The organism is Shinella sp. GW821-FHT10F02, assembly GCF_058809275.1.
In genome coordinates, this window is the sequence record NZ_JBXASL010000001.1 from 274,924 (window position 1) to 294,339 (window position 19,416).

The window sequence follows — 19,416 nt, forward strand, 5'->3', positions numbered from 1 at the left end:
GTTGGATTGAACGTTGTTTCGGTGTTTTGAACGCAGTTAAGAGGCGTAGGGGCAGTGCTCCCGCTGCCAGGCGGCAGGCGTGGTGCCTACCATGCGGCGGAAGACCCGCGTGAAATGCGCCTGGTCGGCGAAGCCGGCGCTTGCGGCGATCGCGGCTAGCGGGGCCTGCCTTTCCTTCAGCAGCACCTTCACCCGGGCAATGCGGGATTTCATCTGCCATTCGTGCGGGCGCGCGCCGGTGGAGGCCTTGAAGGCCTGGCAGAAATAGGGCTCGGACAATCCGGCAAGGTTCGCCAGTTCCTGCAATTTGATCGTGCGCAGGCAGTTTTCCTCGATGAAATCGGTCACGCGGCGCAATTGCCAAGGGGGCAGGCGATAGCGCTGCGGCGCCGGCGGCTTTCCGATGTTGAACAGCGCCACGATGAGGGCGGTCGTCAGGCTGTCGCCGTAGAGATCGCTGCCGCTGTCGGGGCTTTCGCATTCGGCGGCCATGAGATGTGCCAGCGCCATCAGACGCTCGTCCTGCACTGCCAGGCGCGGCCGTTCGATTGCCGCACTGTCGATGCGGACGCCCAGCCGTTCCTCGACGGTGCTCATGTCGAGATGAAGGTCGAGATGCTTGAGTTTTGTCAGGCCATCGACACGCGTCGAAAGCGGAAGGCCTGCCGGGATATAGCTCATGGGCCTGTCGGCATCGAGCACATATTGCCGATCCGAGGCCGCGTCGGCGTCGATCAGGAGCCTGCCACCCGGCGTGCCCTCCAGCATGAAAAACAGGCGGGGATGGTCCGCGTAATAATCTCCGTTGGCGTCCCCGTCGCAACCAACCGTCCAGACATCGGCGATGACCCCGTTCCATGCGCGCCATCGAAGCGTGTCAAGCTTGCGGACGCCTTCGATCCTGTTCGTCATGTCGGGTTGGAATGTCATTGCCGCATCCGGAGAGTTTTACGTCTCCCGAAAATACATAATCTTGCGCAAATTAGTCAAGTTTATGCGGCGCCGCTGGACGCTTTTGCCTGATCCCTTCAAAGACGCCCCGCCTCGACGATGCGCTGGAGGAACGCCGCGGTGCGTTCTTGCACAGGCGCGCCAAAAATCTGCTCGGGCGGGCCTTCCTCGTGGACCTTGCCGCCAGCGAGGAAGCAGACCTTGCTGGAAACCTCCCGCGCAAAGCCCATTTCGTGGGTGGCAAGCACCATCGTCATGCCGTCGGCGGCGAGATCGCGCACGATGTTGAGCACCTCCGAGACCAGTTCGGGATCGAGCGCGGAGGTGATTTCGTCGAGCAGCATGACCATCGGGCTCATGGCAAGCGCACGGACGATCGCCACGCGTTGCTGCTGGCCGCCGGAAAGCCGGTCCGGATATTCCTTGGCCTTGTGGGCGAGGCCGATGCGCTCCAGCAGTGGCATGGCCTGCGCCTCGGCATCGGCCTTCGGCTGGCCCAGCACCTTGCAGGGCGCGAGGATGACGTTTTCCAGCACCGTCATGTGCGGGAACAGGTTGTAGCTCTGGAAGACGATGCCGACGTCCCGGCGCAGCGCGTTGACGTCGACGCCCGGGCCGGTCACGCGGTCGCCGTGGATGCGGATCTCGCCGGCATCGATGGTCTCCAGGCCGTTCAGGCAGCGCAGCAGCGTGGATTTCCCACAGCCCGACGCCCCGATGAGGCACACGACCTGGTGCTCCTCGACGTCGAGGCTGAGTCCGTCAAAGACCTGGAAGCTGCCATAGGTCTTGGAGATGTTCCGGATTTCGATCATGGGCATTGTTTGCTCCCTCACCCTGCTCGCGTGCGCCGTTGTTCCCGCTCCAGGATCCTGTCGACGAGCCGGGCCTGGGGGATGGTGATCACCACGAAGATGAAGGCCACCACCGTCACGGGGGAGAGGTTGAAATAGTTGCTGGACAGGATCTTCGCCTGGTTGAAGGCATCGATGGAGCCGATGACGTTGACGAGCGCGGTGTCCTTCTGCAGGCCGATGAAATCGTTCAGCAGCGGTGGGATGATGCGGCGCACCGCCTGGGGAACGATGACGTAGCGCATCGTCTGCATATAGGTGAGGCCGAGCGAGCGCGCGGCGGCGACCTGGCTCCAGTGGATGCTCTCGATGCCGGCGCGGTAGACTTCGGCGACATAGGCGCCGAAGGTCAGCGTCAGCGCGATGATGGCGTAGGTTTCGACGGAGAGGTCCTTCAGGATCGGCAGGCCGGAAAGCGGCAGGCCGAAGCCGATGAGGTAGATCGTGATGATCGCCGGCATGCCGCGGAAGACATCCGTATAGAGCGTGGCGATGGCGCGGATCGGATAGGCGGTCTTGCCGGGGATCAGCCGCGCGACCGCAACGATCAGCCCCCAGACCAGCACGCAGATTTCGGCGACGACGAAGATGTAGATGTTGATCCAGAACGCCTTGAGGACGAGCGGGAAGGACGTGCCGATAAGCGGAAGCGACAGGAAGGTGCGGCTCACCGCCATATCGTTCGCCATCAGGAACTGCACGAGGGCAAGCGCGACCGCGAAGAGGGCCGCGAAGCCCACGGTGTAATGCGCGTAGTCGAGCGCTTTCGACGTCTCGATCCGCGCGGTCATCAGGTTCCCGGCGGAAACCGCTTCCCGCGCCCTGCGGGCGCGGGTCATGCTGTTGAACGCAGGCCAGGCGAGCAGCGCCGCGCAGGCGACGGCGAAGACGAGCACCGATCCCGAAGCGAGCTCTCCGACGCCGAGCGATACGGCATGGAGATAGGCCTGCTTGAAGGTGAGCCAGGTCGAAATGACGACGAAGAGGAAGCAGACGACGGCCGTCGCCGCCCATCCTCCCGCATCCTTCGGCGCGGCACCCGCGCCGAAGGACCGTTTTTCGCCGAGGCTCGATGGCCTCGCTTCTGCACTTTGTGAACCTGTCGTCATTCGGCGCGCCTCGCAGTCGGGGATTACGGCTTCAGGTAGGGAACCTTGGTCGGGTCGGCGCCCCAGCTATCGGCCAGATAGGTTGAGGCGAGCTTGGCGAGCGTGCCGTCGGCGCGCATGTCGTCGATGATCTTGTCCATGGCCTCCTTGTTCGGCGATTCCTTCGGGTAGATCGCGCCGTAGAACTCGCCGGTCTGGTATTGCGCCGCCACCGTCAGTGCGCCGTTGGACTTGGCGGCCTGCCCGAGGATGATGGCGGTATCGGTGATTGCGGCATCGATCTGGCCCGCCATCAGCGCGGCGAACATTGCCGGGTTTTCGGCATAGACCTTTTCTTCGGCGGGCTTGATGCGCTCCGATACGAACTTCGCGCCCGTGGTGCCCTGCAGCACGCCGATGCGGAAGGTCTTGACCGTTTCGGCATCGACCTTCGTGCCGGCTTTCACCATGACGCCGATGTCGGAGGAGAAATAGGGGGCGGAGAAGGACAGAACCTTCTTGCGCTCGTCGGTTATCGAGATGGTCGCCATGGCCAGATCCTTGTTCTGGTTGGCATTGGCGATCAGTGCCGGGAAGGACGACACGACGAGGTTGACTTTGTCGAAGCCGGCGCGATGGGCGATGTTTGCGGCAAGGCAATATTCGTAGCCGTCGGCAATCTGGTCCGGCGTGTCACCGTTCCACCATGCCGGATTGGGCAGCGCGGTCTCGACGGTGATGGCACCCTCGTTGACGGGGATAATCGCCACCGATCCCTTCTCGCCGGAGAGCACGCATTTGGAAATGTCATTGGCCTGCGCGGCCGCCGACGACAAAAACGTCACCGCAAGCGCGGCAAGGGCCACGCCAGAAAAACTCTTCAATGTCATAGGTTTGGTTCCCTTTGGTGTTCGCTCGGCGCTGCTCTTACGCTGATGTGCCGGCCTGCTTTTTTCCGCTCGGGGACACTAGCAGCAAGATCCGCGAAAGTTTGTCTCGGTCGGGACGCAAAGTTTTTCGAATTGGCCAATTTGATGGACTGGCAGGCAAACCTGCTTGAATTGGGCTATAGGCTCGCGGCACGATGCAGGTCTGGAACAAAGGGTTCGGGCGGGAGGCCACGATGAAACGCAGCCAGGACTATCCGCTCACGATACGGCCGGTCGTGACACTTTCGGACGAGTACCCGGCCGGCTATGTCGATCCGTTCCATTCACACGAGCGGGCGCAGCTGAGTTTCTCGCTGTCCGGTGTGCAGACGGTGACGACCGACACGGCGAGCTACGTCCTGCCGCCCAACCGCGCGATCTGGATTCCGCCGGGCGTGCGCCACCAGACGAACTGCCGCGAGAAGGTGCGGTTCTACGCGGTCTATATCGACCCGACGCTGGACAACCTGCCGAGCGAGTGCCGTGTCTTCGAGGTTTCCGATCTCGTGCGTGCGCTGATCGGCGAGATCATGACCTTCAACTTTGCCTATGACGAGGCGGGACGCGAAGGGCAGATCGTGCGGCTGCTGCTGGACGAGATTCCGCGCATGCCCTCGGTCGACATCCATATCCCGATGCCGACCGACAGCCGGATCCTGCGCGTCTGCACCATGCTGATCGACCATCCGGGCGACCCGCGCGATATCGACCACTGGGCCGCCGTCGCCAATATGGGGAGGCGCACCTTCACCCGCGTCTTCAAGCACCAGACCGGCATGGGCCTGGCGACCTGGCGCTTGCAGGTCCGCCTCATGCACGCGCTTTCGCTGCTGCATGCTGGCCATTCCATCACGACGGTCGCCTATGGCATCGGCTATGAAAGCGTCTCGGCCTTCACCTCGGTCTTCCACCGTTCCTTCGGCTTTCCGCCGAGTTACTACCGCGCGTCGCAGGCCGCCAAAGGCGCCATCAGAAAGGCCTGAACCAGACAGTAAACGTCCCGCCGAAGTGAGCGACACTGTCCGCCCGATTGTTAAGGTTTCGCCACCTTATGACATTCGAGGGCAATTTCGTGAACGAATCCAATTTGCTGCAGCAGAAGCCCGGCGGCCTGTCGCCGATCGACCCCGAGATCGTGCAGTTCCTGGCGCAGATGCGGGAAGGGTGGAGGCGGCATCCTCCGCTGCCGAGCGTCTCGCCGGAAGAGGGGCGCCGCATCGCCGAGATCGTCCGCGAGCCGTTCCGCCAGGGCGGGCCGGTCATGGCGCAAACGCATGAGCTGTCGATCCCCACGCGGCACGGCGACATGCGGGCGCGGCTTTACGATCCGGGGCTTTCCGCCAATGCTCCGGTCCTCGTTTACCTGCACGGCGGCGGCTTCACCTTCTTCAGCATCGATACGCATGACCGGCTGATGCGGGAATATGCCGATGCCGCCCGGGTGAAGGTGCTCGGCCTCGATTATTACCTGTCACCGGAGCACAAATATCCGGTGGCGCTCGATCAGGTGGAGGACACGCTGGAATGGCTCCGGTCCGCGCCGCTCGGCATCGACATCGGAAAGCTGGCGCTCGGCGGGGACTCCGCAGGCGGCAGCCTTTCGCTGGCAACGGCCATACGGCAGCGCGACAAGGGCAGGGGTGACGTGATCAGGGGCCTGCTGCTGAACTATGGCGGCTTTGCCACGGATTGCTCGGATGCGGCGGAGGCGCTGCATGGCGGGCCGGATTCCGTGATGGACCGCGCGGAAGTCCGCTATTTCATCGGCAATTATACGCGCGTCCCCGAAGACATGGGCAACCCGGAGATTCACCTGTTGAACGCCGATGTCGCCGGCCTGCCGCCCGCATTCCTGGTGATCCCCGACCGGGACATCATTTCGGAAAACAGCCTGGCGATGGGCGAGAAGCTGCGCGGGGCGGGCAACAGCGCCGAAAGCCGGATATACCGGGGCGCCACGCATTCCTTCCTGGAGGCGATGTCGATGTCGGCACTCGCGCGCGAGGCAATCGCCGACGGCGCGCAATTCGTTGCCGATGTGCTGGAGACTGGCGCACAGCCGGCCAACCCGGTTGCCTCGTCGGGCCATTCCGGCAAGAGTGCGCAACGGTAGAGCAGAGACCGGCGACGCCGGAGCTCCAAAAAAAACGGGATTGTGATTGCCATGTTTCTGACGGAGCAGGACCTTTTGGAGCTTGTGCAGTTTCGCCACGAACTGCACCGTCACCCGGAAATTTCCGGCGAAGAACGGGAGACGGCACAGCGCGTCGTGTCCTTCCTAGCGCCGCTGAAGCCGGATCGGATCGTCACGGCACTTGGGAAGACCGGCGTTGCCGTGGTCTTCGATTCCGGTCAGCCGGGGCCGACGTTGCTGTTCCGCTGCGAGCTGGATGCCCTGCCGATCGCCGAAACCAGTGACATTGCCCACCGCTCGCTTGTGCCCGGAAAGGGGCATATGTGCGGCCATGATGGCCATATGACGGTGCTGTCCGGCCTTGCGCGAGGCCTCGCCCGCCAGAGGCCGGCAAGGGGCCGCGTCGTGCTCCTGTTCCAGCCGGCGGAGGAAACTGGCGCGGGCGCGCTCGCTGTGCTGGAGGATCCGGCCTTCGAGCATATCCGGCCCGACCTCTCCTTCTCCCTGCACAATATTCCCGGCATGGAACTCGGTTACGTCGCGCTTACCGAAGGACCGGTGAACTGCGCCTCGCGCGGGATGCGCATCCGCCTCTCCGGCCGGACGGCGCATGCCTCGACGCCGCGGTCGGGTCGTTCCCCGATGGCCGCCGTCGCCGCGCTCATGCCGGCGCTTGCCGCGCTGACCTCGGACGGAACGATGGGGCCGGACTTTGCCATGGTGACGGTCACTCATGCGGCACTCGGCGAGCCGACATTCGGGGTCGCGCCCGGTTCCGCCGAGGTCTGGGCGACGCTGCGTACCCTGACGGACGACGGCATGGAGCGGCTGCGCGCAGACGCGGAGGCGCTGGCGGAGCGCATTGCCGCGGCGGAGGGCCTGGAGCTTGCCATCGGCTACGACGATATCTTCCCCCATTGCGAGAACAGTCCGGAAGCGGTGGCTTACCTTTCCCGGGCGCTGGCGGGCGAGGGCGTGCCTTTCGACCGAGGCGATCTTCCGATGCTCGGCTCGGAGGATTTCGGACGCTTCCGCACCGTCGCACCGGCCGCGATGTTCTTCCTCGGTGCCGGCCCGGCCTGCCCGGCGCTGCATAGCCCGGATTACGATTTCCCGGACGATCTCATCGAGGTCGGCGCCCGCATCTTCATGCGGGTGGTGCGCGATATGCTGGGTTGAACCCGGCGGATCCGGCCCTAATGCGATAATCTTTGACCTGCCTTCAGCGGCAGGGCCGCGCGCGGCGCTGTAGGCTTGGCAGCGTAGTCGTTCGAAAGCCGAAAGAATCCACCGTCATGAAGATCAAAGCCGCCGTCCTCGAAGAGATGGGCCTCCAGCGCCCCTATGCGAAAAGCCTGCCGCTGAAGGTGCAGCTCGTCGATCTGGAAGGGCCGGGGCCGGGCGAGGTGCTCGTTCGCATGGGCGCCGCGGGCCTCTGTCACTCCGACCTCTCCGTCATCGAGGGCAACCGGCCGCGACCGCTTCCCATCGTGCTGGGGCACGAGGCGGCGGGCGTCGTCGAGGAGGTGGGCGAATTCGTGCATGATCTTAAGCGCGGCGACCATGTGGTCTTCGTCTTCGTGCCGAGCTGCGGCCATTGCAGCCCCTGCGCGGAGGGTCGCCCCGCCCTTTGCGAACCGGGTGCCGCGCACAACGCCAAGGGCGACCTGACGACCGGCGCGACGCGCCTTCGCCGCCATGGCGTGCCGATGCACCACCATTGCGGCGTCTCCTCCTTCGCCGAATATGCGACGGCCTCGCGCCGCTCGCTCGTCAAGATCGATCCCGACATTCCGCTCGACATTGCCGGGCTGATGGGCTGCGCGGTCATCACCGGCGCGGGAACTGTGTTCAATTCCAGCGAGATCCGGCCGGGCGGTTCGCTCGCCGTGATCGGCCTCGGCGGGGTGGGGCTTGCCGCGCTCCTCGGCGCTGTCGCGGCCGGCTCCGAAACGATCATCGCCATCGACCGGCTCCAGTCCAAGCTCGACTTCGCGCTGTCGCTGGGCGCGACCCATGCGCTCCATGCCGACGACCCGGATATCGCGGAAAAGGTAGGCGAGATCACCAAGGGCGGCGTCGCCGTCGCGCTGGAATTCGCCGGTTCCGCAAGCGCCCTGGAGCTTGGCTACGCCATCACGCGCCGCGGCGGCACCACCATCACCGGCGGATTGCCGAATGCCAAGGCGATGCTGCGCGTGCCGGCCGTCACCCTGACGGCGGAAGAGCGCACGTTGAAGGGAAGCTATATCGGATCGAGCGTGCCGTCGCGGGACATCCCCCGTTTCCTCGGCCTCTACCGGCGCGGCAAGCTGCCGATCGACAGGCTGCTAAGCACCCGCATCGGCCTCGACGACATCAATGCGGGGTTCGACCTCCTGGCCGACGGCGCGACCGTGCGCCAGATCATTCAGTTCGCGTGAGGGCAGGCGCATGAGCGGCAAATTCGACACATGGAACGATCGCGACATCCGGGACGTGATCGACAGCTATCCGATGGCCTCGATCATTCCCGAAGGTGATGTGCTCTCCACGATCGAGATGCCCGTTCTTCTCGACTGCGACGGCGAGGGTCGGCCGAAAAGCCTGACGGGACACCTGCCGCGCCAAGCGCCGATAGCCGACGTGCTGACCGGCAATCCCCGCTGCATGTTCCTGTTTCGCGGCCCGAGCGGCTATATCTCGCCATCGATCACCGGCAAGACCGATTGGGCGCCGACGTGGAACTTCGTCGTGGTGCGCGTCGTGGCCGATATCGTGCCGGACGACGCGATCACCGACGAGGCACTGGACCGCACCGTGGCGCATATGGAGCGTGGACGCACGGCGCCCTGGACCCGGGAAAGCCTCGGCGCGCGCTACCAGGCGCTCCGGACAGCCGTCATCGGGTTTCGCGCGCCTATCCGTACCATTTCCGCGCGTTTCAAGCTCGGCCAGGATGAGCAGCGCGGAACCTTCGCTCATATCGTCGAAAGTCTGGAGGACGAGGCCTTGGTCTACTGGATGCGGCGCATGAACGACGGTATCTCCCGCTGAAGCGGTGCAGCCTTGGCTGGAAGTGCTTTAGCGCGTGATCGGGGCAACCACGGGCGACTATGACCGGCCCCTGGTGATCGATTCTGCCGGATCGGGTTGGCGTAAGTTTTCGAGGCGCCCTATCGACCACACGGCTTATCTGCTTAGTCAAATTTCCTCTCGCCTTGTGACGATATTCGGCCGGTTGTCCGGGCCGGCATTTGGCGTCACAATGCAATTGGAAGGCAGGATGCGGGACGTCTGGGGGCGTGCGGGTGGCATGCGCTTTCCTTGGAATTTGATCCGCAGGAGCAGGACGTGGCTACTCTTACCAAGATGCGTGAAGCCAAGGGCGGCATAGAGCTGAGGCCCGGTCCGTTCGCCTCAAGCCCGCCGACCTTCGAGCACATCATCACAGGCATTGACGAGAGCTTTCTCTGGCGGCTCGACGATTATCCCTGGGAGCGCAATGTCTGGAACTTCCATCCGGAGTTCGAGATCCATCTGATCCGCAAGGGCGAGGGCGTTGCCTTTGTCGGCGACTATATCGGCGCTTTTTCCGCCACCTATCTCACCGTGATCGGCAGCGACCTGCCGCATGACTGGGTGACGATGACCGCGCCGGGCGAGGTGATCGAAGGACGGGAGGTCGTCGTGCAGTTCCATCCGGACCGCATCCGCGAGGCGACGCGGCTGCTGCCGGAATTCGCGCAACTGGAGGACTTTTTTGCGCGTGCGCAGCGGGGTCTGGTGTTCAACGGCGAGACGCTGGTGAAGGGCGCGGACCTTGTCGAACGCATGGGAACAGAGAAAGGCATGGCGCGGCTTGCGCTCTTCCTGCAATTGCTCGATCTGCTCGCCCGCTCTGCGGAATACGAGATCCTCTCCTCGCCGGAATACTCGCCGAAGCTCGATGCCGAAACGCTCGATGCCCTCCAGCGCGCGCTCGTCTTCATCTATCGAAATTTCGCGACCGACATTCGCCTGTCCGACGTCGCCGATCTTGCCGGCATGAGCGAGAGCGCCTTTTCGCGCTTCTTCAAGAAGAACACCGGCAACACCTTTACCGACCACGTCAACAAGCTGCGCATCTGGCAGGCCTGCAAACTTCTGGCGGAAAGCGACATGCCGATCACCGACATCTGCTTCGAGGTCGGCTACCTGAACATCTCCAATTTCAATCGGACCTTCCTGCGCCATCACCGCATGACGCCCTCGGCCTATCGCCGGCTGACGCCGCAGCGCCGCCCCCAGCGCGATGACCTGTCACCGCCCGATGAAACCTTGCGCGGGTAGAACCATTTTTTCGCAATGCAGCATAATAATGCGCATTAAAGTACAGAATCTCCGCATCAGGCGCGCTAGCTCCCGAAATTTCCTCCGCTAGTATCAGTGTTAGCGAAGATATTCGCTGACAGATTGGCGTAGGCCACGAGGAGGTCGTGCCGCGCCGACCATCGGATCCTTAGGGGAGGTTCATCCATGACATCCGTGAAGACGCTCGTTTCGAGCATCGCCTACGCATGCCTTCTTTCCAGCTCGGTCTCGTCGATTGCGCTGGCCGCCGAATGCTCCGGCACGATCCGCGTGCTTGCCCAGCCACGCGAAGGCCTGACGCTTCTGGAAAATTACAAGGACGAATTCGCAACGCTTTCCGGCGGCGCATCGTTCGAGATCGACTATCTCAACGAGAACGACCGGCGTGCCAAGACCAAGGCGGACGCCTCCACCATCGGCAAGTACAATGTGTACTATATCGACGAGGCGAACGTTGCGCTTTTTGCGTCCGCGGGCTGGGTCTCGCCGCTCATGGACTACTATCCTGAAGAATACGACTACGCCGATTTCGACCCCGGTCGCCAGAAAGTCGCGACCTATGACGGCAAGGTCTGGTTCGCGCCGCTGACCGGTGGTGGCGACCTTCTGGTCTACCGCAAGGATCTCCTGGAGGCTGCCGGCGTCAAGCCGCCGACGACGCTCGACGAGATGAAGGAGGCGGTCCAGAAGCTGCACCAGCCGGACAAGGGCATTTACGGCATTGCGCTGCGCGGCCAGCGCGGCTCGGGCGCGAATGTCTGGCGCTGGATGCCCTATTTCAAGGGCTTTGGCGGCGAATGGTTCGATGGCGACACGCCCAAGTTCAACAGCGAGGCGGCTGTCAAGGCTACAGAGACCTATCTCGAGCTGTTCAAATATTCCGCCCCGGGCACGCAAACCGGCGGGTGGGACGAGTCGGTCGGCGCATTCACCTCCGGCCAGGTGGCGATGCTGGTGGAATCCACCCCGCTCGTCGGCATGGCGATCGACCCGAAGTCGTCGCAGGTTGCCGGCAAGGTCGGCTACCTGCCGCCGCCGACGCCGCTGACCGGCGGCGGTTATGGCCATGGCCTTGCCATCGGCACCAAGGCCAACGCCGACGATGCGTCGAAAGCCTGCGCCGGCCTCTTCATTGCCTGGGCGACGTCCAAGGAGAATGAACAGCGTCGCTTGGAAGCAAACCAGTTCAGCGAGCTCAACCGCACCAGCATCATGACCAGCGAGACCTTCGCCAAACTCTACGGTCCTGATCTCGGCCAGGCGTTGGCCGATACCGGCAAGGTCACGGCCGTCAACTTCTGGCAGAGCCCGCTCTGGCCCGATCTCGGCGACCGCTGGGGCATCATCCTGGAAGAGCTGATCGCCGGTTCGCGCACGGACATCAAGGATGGCCTGAACGAACTCGAAGGCTTTGCCAAGGACCTCGTCGCCCGCAACCAGTGAGCCTTTGAGCCGCGCGGCCGCTTCGCCTCCCGAGACGGCGGCCGCGCGATCTTGAGGAAAAATCCATGAAATCCAGAACCAGCCTGCCCGCCGTCTTCCTGGCGCCGCCGCTTGCCATCCTCGCGGTGCTCGCCTTCGTGCCGACGGCCTATGCCATCTATATTTCCTTCCACAACCGCGAACTCAGCCGTCCGGATGGCAGCTTCGTCGGGCTCCAGAACTATCTCGACCTGTTTTCCGATCGCCGCTTCATCAATGCGGTCGGCGTGTCGCTGACCTGGGAGGTCGTCACCGTCACGCTGACGCTTCTCGTCGCGATCGCTCTCGGGATCCTGCTTTTCGAGTTCGCGTCGCCACGCATGCGGGCCGTCCTGACGTTGCTCTTTCTGGTGCCGGTCATCTTGCCGCGCGTCTCGGCCGCCTTCGTCTGGAAGTTCGCCTTCCATCCGCTCTATGGCATCGTCACCTATCCCTACAAGGCGATCACCGGCCAGACGCTGGATCTGCTTTCAAGCCCCGCCACGGCGCTGATGACGGTGGCACTGGTCGATGTCTGGCAATGGGGCCTGTTCTTCGCGGTCATCGTGCTGAAGCTGCTCGAAACCCTGCCGCCGCAACCCTTCGAGGCCGCAAGGCTCGACCATGCGCGCCCCTGGGAAGTCTATGCCTATGTCGCGCTGCCCATGCTCAAGGCGCCGCTCATCTCGCTTGCCTTCATCAAGATGATCGAGTCCCTGCGCGCCTTCGATCTCATCTATGTCATGACCCGCGGCGGCCCCGGCATCGCGACGGAAACGCTCGACATGTACGCCTTTTCGCAGGGCTTCATCGAATCGGGCCGCATCTCCTACGCGTCCGGCATGGCGGTGCTGATGATGCTGGCGACGACCGTGATCTTTACGGTGATCTGGAAGAGGGTGAAGCCATGAGTGTCTCCCGTTTCCTCGGCAGGTCCGTGCTCTATCTCGCGGCCTTTTCCGCGGTCTTCCCCATGGTGTGGACCGTCATCAACGCCTTCAAGAACCGGGTGGATATCGTCACCCCCACGCCGCTCTTCATCTTCACGCCGACGCTCGATAACTTTGCCTATGTGCTGGGTCGGGAGAGCGTGGCGACCGGCCTCGTCAACTCGCTGATCGCCGCCGGCGGCTCGGTGCTGATCGGCGCGCTGCTGGGCCTGCCGGCGGCCTATGCCATCGCCCGCTACCCGAACCGCTGGTCGGCGGACATCCAGTTCTTCGTTCTGTCCTTGCGCTTCCTGCCGCCGGTCGCGGTTGCGATCCCGCTCATGGTCATCTGGCTCGATCTCGGCTTCTACGACACGCGTCTGTCGCTGATCCTGACCTATACTTTGTTGACGCTCGCAACCGTCATCTGGCTCGGCGTACCCGCCTTTGCCCAGGTACCGAAGGAGGTCGAAGAGGCCGCGCGCGTCGATGGTTACGGCCCCTATGCCGTCTTCCTGCGCGTCGCACTTCCGATCGCCGCGCGCTCTCTCATCGGCGCCGTCGCCTTCGCCTTCGTGCTGGTCTGGAACGAGTTCCTGATCGCGCTGATGCTGACGACCTCGGATGCCAAGACGCTGCCGATCGTCGCTTCGGAACTCACCCAGCTCGGCCGCGACGTGCCCTGGGGCATCCTCAATGCCTCGGTGGTGCTGCTCTCCATTCCACCGCTCCTGCTCGTCGGCATTCTGAGCGGCCTCCTCAACAATGCGTTCCGGCGCAACAGCAAGTGATGACAGGAAAATTTCATGCAAGCCTTGGTTCTTGAAGAAAAGGGTGTGCTTGCCCTGCGCGACATCGACCTTCCGCTGGCTGTCGGGCCGGATGACGTGAAGATCGCCATCCACACCGTCGGCATCTGCGGCAGCGACGTGCACTACTATACGCATGGCGCAATCGGTCCCTATGTGGTGCGCGCGCCGATGGTGCTCGGCCACGAGGCGGCGGGCACGGTTGTCGAGGTCGGCGAGAATGTACGCTCCCTCTCGGTCGGCGACCGGGTTTGCATGGAGCCCGGCATTCCTGATCCTTCCTCCCGCGCCTCCAAGCTCGGCCTCTACAATGTCGATCCGGCTGTCCGCTTCTGGGCGACGCCGCCGGTGCACGGCATTCTTGCGCCCTATGCGGTTCATCCCGCCGCCTTCACCTATCGCCTGCCAGACAATGTCTCGTTCGCCGAGGGTGCGATGGTCGAACCCTTCGCCATCGGCATGCAGGCGGCGGCGCGGGCCCGCATCGTGCCGGGCGACGTCGCTGCGGTGATCGGCGCGGGACCCATCGGCATCATGGTGGCGCTGGCCGCGCTTGCCGGCGGGTGCAGCCGTGTGCTCATCTCGGATTTCTCCGCGGAGAAGCTGGCAATTGCCGCCGCCTATCCCGGCATCGAGCCGGTGAAACTCACCGAGACCACTTTCGCCGCCGCCATCGCCAAGGCGACGGAAGGCTGGGGCGCCGACGTGGTCTTCGAGGCGAGCGGCAGTGCGAAAGCCTTTGACGGCCTCTTCGATCTCGTGCGGCCGGGCGGCGCCGTTGTGCTGGTCGGCCTGCCGGTCGATGCCGTGCGCTTCGACGTGCCGGGCGCCATTTCCAAGGAAGTGCGCATCGAGACGGTCTTCCGCTACGCCAATGTCTTCGACCGTGCGCTCGAACTCATCGCCTCCGGCAAGGTCGACCTGAAACCGTTGATCACCGGCACCTATGCCTTTGGCGAAAGCATCACCGCCTTTGAGCGCGCCGTCGAGGCGCGAGCGACCGACGTGAAACTCCAGATCCGTGTGCAGGAGGAGAACTGACCATGGCCCACATCGTCTGCTCCCATGTCGACAAGGCCTACGGGGCCGTCAATGTCATCAAGGACTTCAACCTGGAGATCGACGACCACGAATTCGTCGTCTTCCTCGGCCCGTCGGGCTGCGGAAAGTCCACGCTCCTGCGCATGATCGCGGGACTGGAAGACATTTCCGGCGGTGAAGTGTCGATTGCAGGACGCACCGTCAACGATCTTGAGCCGCGCGACCGCGGCGTCGCGATGGTCTTCCAGAACTATGCGCTCTATCCGCATATGACGATCTACGACAACATCGCCTTCGGCCTGAAGCGCATGAAGGTCGACAAGGCGGAGATCGACAGCCGCATAAAGACCGTCGCTGCGACGCTTGGACTGGAGCCATATCTTTCTCGCAAGCCTACCGAATTGTCCGGCGGCCAGCAGCAGCGCGTGGCCATCGCCCGCGCCATGATCAAGACGCCGCGCGTCTTCCTCTTCGACGAGCCGCTTTCCAACCTCGATGCCAAGCTGCGCAACCACATGCGTGTCGAGATCGCCCGCCTGCACCAGAACCTCAAGACCACCACGATCTACGTCACGCACGACCAGCTCGAAGCCATGACGCTGGCCGACCGTATCGTTCTGATGAAAGGTGGTGCGATCGAGCAGGTCGGTACGCCGGCGGAAATCTACGATCGTCCGCGCACGCTCTTCGTCGCCGGCTTCATCGGCACGCCCAATATGAATTTCCTTGACGTCACAGCCCGTTCCGAAGGCCAAGGCTGGCTGCTCGAAGGCGATGGCCTGCGCTTCAGGGTCGACCGCAATCGCTTCGCTCTGAAGGAGGGGCATGCCTATACGCTCGGCGTGCGGCCATCGTCGCTGTCGGCCGCACCTTTGCAAGACAACAGGGAGAACACGCTCGCGGGCATCACCGATCTCGTGGAGTTCCACGGTGACAGCGCGCTTGTTTCCTTCCTCGTCGGCGGCAAGGAAATCGGCGCCCTCGTTCCCGCAAGCAGCCGGCCGAAAACCGGGGCACCTGTTGCCTTTTCAGCCAGCGTCGAGAGCCTGCACCTTTTCGATCGCGCAACGGGCCTTTCGATGTTGCGGGCGGAATCGCAGGCTTGACGGATGATCGCTTCCGAGCCGGGGATGCTTTGGCGGTTCATTGGTGCTTGTGGGTGCGATAAATAAACGGTGGCGATGCCGCGGCTTGCTCGGAAATGATGTGATCCACGATGGGGCGTGCCGGTGCGTGGTGGCAGACCGGGTCCGCGGCGTTGGGATCGGAGGCCAGGGCCATGGCCTGGCAGCGGCATCCGCCATGGTCCCGGTCGCGGCGCGCGCAGCTGCGGCAGGGCTCCTGCATCCATTCGTGGCCGCGAAACGCGTTGAAGGCCGCGCCGTCATACCAGATCTCGGCGAGGCTGCGGTCCGTCACCCGGTCGAACCGAAGGCCCGGTATCGTCGCGGCGGCGTGGCAGGGCAGGGCGGTGCCGTCGGGGGCAATGTTGAGGCCGGTTGAACCCCAGCCGCCCATGCAGGCCTTGGGATAGTCCGCGTAATAATCCGGCGGAACGAAGTCGATCGTCATGCGACCGGCGTAGGCTCGCCGTGCCGCGGCCACCGCGCTTTTCGCGCGCGTGACCTGGTCACGGGAGGGTAGCAATGCGGCTCGGTTCGCCAATGCCCAGCCATAGAACTGAACACAGGCAACCTCGATCCGGCGCGCTCCGAGATCGGCGGCATAGGCAATCGCCGCATTGATGTCGTCGATCGTATGGCGGTGCATGACGGCATTGACCGTGAGGGGAATGCCGCGTTGGCGAACCTCGCCCGCGAAAGCGAGCTTGCGGGCAAAGCCGCCACTGTAGCCGCCGATCCAGTCGGCCTTTTCGGCGTCAATCGCTTGCAGCGAGAGCTGCACATGATCGAGCCCGGCTGCCTCTAGCGCGTCGAGCCGTGCCGGCGTCAGGCCGATGCCGGAGGTGATCAGGTTCACATAGAGGTTCGCGTCGCGGGCCGCCTTGACGAGGTCCTGGAGATCACGCCGCGATGCGGGTTCTCCGCCGGAAAGATGCAGTTGCAGCACGCCGAGATCGGCAGCCTCGCGGAACACGCGCGCCCAGACGTCCGTCGGAAGCTCCTTTTCGCGTGCCGTCAATTCGAGCGGATTGGAGCAGTAGGAGCAGGACAGCGGACAGCGATGCGTGAGTTCCGCAAGCATGGCGATCGGCGGGCCGGGGCGCTCGGTCATTGGTAGTCCACCAGACGTTGGGCGACCAGCCCGTCGAGAAAGGCGCGGATGTCGGCTGCCACATCCGGCTCCGGCGCGCCATAGCGCTCCGCCAGCCGGGCGGATATCGCCGTAAGCGTCGATCGGCCGTCCACCTCCTGGAGGATGGCGGTGCCGATCTCGTCGAGCAGCAGTGCGCGCTCCGGCACAAGCAGCACCATGGTGTCGCGGACCCGGTCGTGATGCAGGCGCGTGCCGCGCGGCAGGAGGGGAACGGGATCGGTGTTCATGGACGATCCGTCCTCTGTCCTTCGCCGGGCTTCCAGGCGCCCGGCGGTATGTGGCCTTCGACATAGCCGCTCCAGAGCGCGTCGAGCTGCGCCCAGAGCACGTCCGTCTTGAATGTCAGGGCGGCGATTGCCGCTTCCTGGTCCGCACGGGTCACGGCATGGGTCAGCACCCAGTCGAGCGTGAACTGCACATCCTTTGGCGCTTCCGTCAGGCGGTGGCCGAAATAAGCGATCGTTTCCGGATCGGCGAAGTCGTAATGCGCCAGCAGGCCGGCGATGCGCTGTGTGTGGATGGCGGGCGCGAACATCTCGGTCAGCGAGCTTGCCATGGCGGCGATGAGCGGCTCGTCGCGCACGAAGCGGATATAGGCATCGACGATGAAGCGCGTGGCCGGCATCACGCCGCGGCCTGATGCGACGTAGGCGGGATCGAGCCCGACACCCTGCGCGAGCCGCAGCCAGCGGCGAATGCCGCCGCCGTTTTCGACCGCGCCGTCATGGTCCTGGATGCGCGATCGCCAGATGCGGCGCAGATCAGGGTCGCGACAGCGCGACAGGAAAGCGGCGTCCTTCATGGGGATGGAGGACTGGTACTGCCAGCGATTGATCACCCAGGCCTGCACCTCGTCCATCGTGCATTGGCCGCCATGCAGGCGATCATGGAACCGGTGCTTGTCGTGATAGCGCGCCTCGCCGACCTGGCGCAAGCGCGCCTCGAATTCCGCGCGGCTCAAGGGCCAGTCGTCGGGTCTCGGGCTGATGTTCACAGGATTATCTCCATGCCATCCTTCGCAATCTCCCATCCGGCGGCGGTGATCGCCGCGCGGGCATCGCTTTCGGGCATCAGCGCCGGATTGGTATTGTTCACATGCGTGTAGATGCGCCGTCCCCGAAGCCGGGAGAGGCGTTCGAGCGAGCCGTCCGGTCCGGTCATCGCCACATGCCCCATGCGCGCTCCGGTCTTGGAGCCGGTGCCGGAGGCCGGCATTTCGTCGTCGCTCCAGATCGTCCCGTCGAACAGCACGACGTCGGCTGGCTCCAGCCGCGCGACGAGCCAGTCACGCAGGACCGCGCAGCCCGGAACGTAATGCACGTCGTGTCCTTCCGATTGTAAGCGCAGGCCTACGGTCTGTTCTCCCATCATTTCCAGGTCCGGCGCCTCGCCTTCAAGATAAAGCGGGATCTTTCCGGGCACCGCATAGGCCGTGATGGTCAAACCCGGCAGCGGATTGAAGGGCCGATCGAGGACGATGGTTTTCCGCTCGACCAGCGCCGGATCGAGAACGCCGAAGACCGTGTTCTCCGAGAGAACCCGATGCGTGGCTTCGGTCGCGTAGACGGCCAGGGCGGTTTTTTCCCGCAGCGTGAGAAGGCCGGTGATGTGATCGACATCGCCGTTGGTCAGCACCACCGCCTTGACGGGGCTGCCGCGCAGGCTCGTCGGGTGCAGCGATGTGCAGGCAGCAAGCTGCTGGCGCAGGTCCGGAGAGGCGTTGAGCAGCACCCAGTCGACACCGTCGATGCTGACGGCCAGCGTGCTCTGCGTCATCGCGGGGATCAGACCCTCGCGCGCCGCGGCACATTGCACACAGCCGCAGTTCCATTGGGGCAGGCCGCCACCGGCGCCTGCCCCGAGAACGATGATACGCACAGCGCCCCGTTCAGAACGGATGGTCGGGACGCGGATCATCTTCCGACGGGCCGTACATGTTGATTTCCATGCCGCAGGCAATGTCTTTGACGACGGGTTTCTTCCAGGCCATTTGTTTCTCCTCCAGAATGTGGACAGTTCACACTGTCAGGCTGCGCCCGTCCGTCCGGCTTCACAATGCGACCAAGGTCTCGGGTCTCTCAGACCGGGTCAGTTCACCGCTGCTGCCGCCAGCGCATCGAAGGCAGCCGTCATGCGCTCCGACGCCTTCTTCGGCAGCTTCACCGCTTTCGCAGCGTCAAGATTGGGGGAACCGTCGCCGACCCGGATGAGGGCGACCATGCCCATGCTGTAGTGCGGCGAGCACTTCACGCCGTAGAAGCCGGGCTCGCTGACCGTCAGGACATATTCCTGGTTCACCTTGCTCTTGAAGGGTTGTACGCCCTCGGGAAGCATGCCCTTGATGCCCTCGACATTGTGGCTCTTGTCCGTCGGGATGAAGCGGATCGTGTCGCCGGGTGCCGCCGCGATGGCGGCCGGTTCGAAGACCATGGCGCCGCTTTCACCCTTGTTCATCATCTTGACGGCGTGCTCGGCCGCCTGTGCCGCACCGCTTGCAAGGATCATCAGGGCGGTTGCCGCGAGTAGCTTCTTCATGTCCTTCCTCCTCCAATTCGGGTGGAAGGGATGTCCCATCTGGCAAGCAGTGTCGCAATGCGACCTTGGTGCCGGG

At 64.0% G+C, this 19,416-nt stretch carries 21 protein-coding genes; 11 read left to right on the forward strand and 10 right to left on the reverse strand.

What is annotated here, in order from left to right; genetic code table 11:
• Positions 1–36: 36 nt before the first annotated feature.
• The 4 genes from AC1RWL_RS01280 to AC1RWL_RS01295 form a co-directional block, all read right to left on the reverse strand.
• On the reverse strand, positions 37–930 hold the full coding sequence (locus AC1RWL_RS01280; RefSeq protein ID WP_493093600.1) for a helix-turn-helix domain-containing protein: 894 nt from the start codon (positions 928–930) through the stop codon (positions 37–39).
• A gap of 98 nt (positions 931–1,028) precedes the next feature.
• Positions 1,029–1,772, reverse strand: a complete 744-nt coding sequence (locus tag AC1RWL_RS01285) for an amino acid ABC transporter ATP-binding protein (RefSeq protein ID WP_493093599.1) — start codon at positions 1,770–1,772, stop codon at positions 1,029–1,031.
• An 11-nt stretch (positions 1,773–1,783) separates the two neighbouring features.
• Positions 1,784–2,914 (reverse strand): amino acid ABC transporter permease, encoded by a 1,131-nt coding sequence (locus tag AC1RWL_RS01290; RefSeq protein ID WP_493093598.1) that lies wholly within the window; start codon positions 2,912–2,914, stop codon positions 1,784–1,786.
• Between the two features lie 23 nt (positions 2,915–2,937).
• A complete protein-coding gene (locus AC1RWL_RS01295; RefSeq protein ID WP_493093597.1) occupies positions 2,938–3,783 on the reverse strand; it encodes an ABC transporter substrate-binding protein in 846 nt (281 codons plus the stop codon).
• Between the two features lie 233 nt (positions 3,784–4,016).
• Between AC1RWL_RS01295 and AC1RWL_RS01300 the strand changes: the two genes are divergently transcribed.
• The 11 genes from AC1RWL_RS01300 (at position 4,017) to AC1RWL_RS01350 (ending at position 15,634) form a co-directional block, all read left to right on the forward strand.
• Entirely contained in the window at positions 4,017–4,805 is a 789-nt protein-coding gene (locus AC1RWL_RS01300; RefSeq protein ID WP_493093596.1) for an AraC family ligand binding domain-containing protein, read from the forward strand.
• Between the two features lie 89 nt (positions 4,806–4,894).
• On the forward strand, positions 4,895–5,935 hold the full coding sequence (locus tag AC1RWL_RS01305) for an alpha/beta hydrolase fold domain-containing protein (protein WP_493093595.1): 1,041 nt from the start codon (positions 4,895–4,897) through the stop codon (positions 5,933–5,935).
• 51 nt (positions 5,936–5,986) lie between these two features.
• Positions 5,987–7,135 (forward strand): amidohydrolase, encoded by a 1,149-nt coding sequence (locus tag AC1RWL_RS01310; protein WP_493093594.1) that lies wholly within the window; start codon positions 5,987–5,989, stop codon positions 7,133–7,135.
• A gap of 116 nt (positions 7,136–7,251) precedes the next feature.
• Complete coding sequence (locus tag AC1RWL_RS01315) at positions 7,252–8,379, forward strand: zinc-dependent alcohol dehydrogenase family protein (RefSeq protein WP_493093593.1); 1,128 nt, start codon at positions 7,252–7,254, stop codon at positions 8,377–8,379.
• Between the two features lie 10 nt (positions 8,380–8,389).
• Entirely contained in the window at positions 8,390–8,992 is a 603-nt protein-coding gene (locus tag AC1RWL_RS01320) for an FMN-binding negative transcriptional regulator (protein ID WP_493093592.1), read from the forward strand.
• 297 nt (positions 8,993–9,289) lie between these two features.
• On the forward strand, positions 9,290–10,267 hold the full coding sequence (locus AC1RWL_RS01325; RefSeq protein WP_493093591.1) for an AraC family transcriptional regulator: 978 nt from the start codon (positions 9,290–9,292) through the stop codon (positions 10,265–10,267).
• A gap of 186 nt (positions 10,268–10,453) precedes the next feature.
• Positions 10,454–11,731: an ABC transporter substrate-binding protein gene (locus AC1RWL_RS01330; RefSeq protein ID WP_493093590.1), complete on the forward strand. Its 1,278-nt coding sequence runs from the start codon at positions 10,454–10,456 to the stop codon at positions 11,729–11,731.
• 65 nt (positions 11,732–11,796) lie between these two features.
• Positions 11,797–12,660 (forward strand): carbohydrate ABC transporter permease, encoded by an 864-nt coding sequence (locus AC1RWL_RS01335; RefSeq protein WP_493093589.1) that lies wholly within the window; start codon positions 11,797–11,799, stop codon positions 12,658–12,660.
• A complete protein-coding gene (locus AC1RWL_RS01340) occupies positions 12,657–13,469 on the forward strand; it encodes a carbohydrate ABC transporter permease (RefSeq protein WP_256115338.1) in 813 nt (270 codons plus the stop codon). Before AC1RWL_RS01335 ends, AC1RWL_RS01340 begins: the two co-directional genes overlap by 4 nt.
• Positions 13,470–13,484: 15 nt before the next feature.
• Positions 13,485–14,528: an NAD(P)-dependent alcohol dehydrogenase gene (locus AC1RWL_RS01345; protein ID WP_493093588.1), complete on the forward strand. Its 1,044-nt coding sequence runs from the start codon at positions 13,485–13,487 to the stop codon at positions 14,526–14,528.
• A 2-nt stretch (positions 14,529–14,530) separates the two neighbouring features.
• Positions 14,531–15,634: an ABC transporter ATP-binding protein gene (locus tag AC1RWL_RS01350; RefSeq protein ID WP_493093587.1), complete on the forward strand. Its 1,104-nt coding sequence runs from the start codon at positions 14,531–14,533 to the stop codon at positions 15,632–15,634.
• 37 nt (positions 15,635–15,671) lie between these two features.
• Here AC1RWL_RS01350 and pqqE read toward each other — a convergent pair whose 3' ends face one another.
• The 6 genes from pqqE to AC1RWL_RS01380 form a co-directional block, all read right to left on the reverse strand.
• A complete protein-coding gene (gene pqqE, locus AC1RWL_RS01355; RefSeq protein WP_493093586.1) occupies positions 15,672–16,763 on the reverse strand; it encodes a pyrroloquinoline quinone biosynthesis protein PqqE in 1,092 nt (363 codons plus the stop codon).
• On the reverse strand, positions 16,760–17,032 hold the full coding sequence (gene pqqD, locus AC1RWL_RS01360) for a pyrroloquinoline quinone biosynthesis peptide chaperone PqqD (protein ID WP_493093585.1): 273 nt from the start codon (positions 17,030–17,032) through the stop codon (positions 16,760–16,762). Before pqqD ends, pqqE begins: the two co-directional genes overlap by 4 nt.
• Entirely contained in the window at positions 17,029–17,799 is a 771-nt protein-coding gene (gene pqqC / locus AC1RWL_RS01365; RefSeq protein WP_493093584.1) for a pyrroloquinoline-quinone synthase PqqC, read from the reverse strand. The genes pqqD and pqqC overlap by 4 nt, the downstream gene beginning before the upstream one ends.
• The gene (pqqB, locus tag AC1RWL_RS01370; RefSeq protein WP_493093583.1) at positions 17,796–18,722 is read right to left on the reverse strand and encodes a pyrroloquinoline quinone biosynthesis protein PqqB; all 927 of its coding nucleotides are present in this window, start codon (positions 18,720–18,722) and stop codon (positions 17,796–17,798) included. Before pqqB ends, pqqC begins: the two co-directional genes overlap by 4 nt.
• Positions 18,694–18,795 carry a pyrroloquinoline quinone precursor peptide PqqA gene (pqqA, locus tag AC1RWL_RS01375; protein WP_319316463.1) on the reverse strand — a complete coding sequence of 34 codons (102 nt, stop codon included), beginning with the start codon at positions 18,793–18,795 and terminating at the stop codon, positions 18,694–18,696. Before pqqA ends, pqqB begins: the two co-directional genes overlap by 29 nt.
• Positions 18,796–18,893: 98 nt before the next feature.
• Positions 18,894–19,340: a pseudoazurin gene (locus AC1RWL_RS01380; protein ID WP_493093582.1), complete on the reverse strand. Its 447-nt coding sequence runs from the start codon at positions 19,338–19,340 to the stop codon at positions 18,894–18,896.
• Positions 19,341–19,416: the final 76 nt, after the last annotated feature.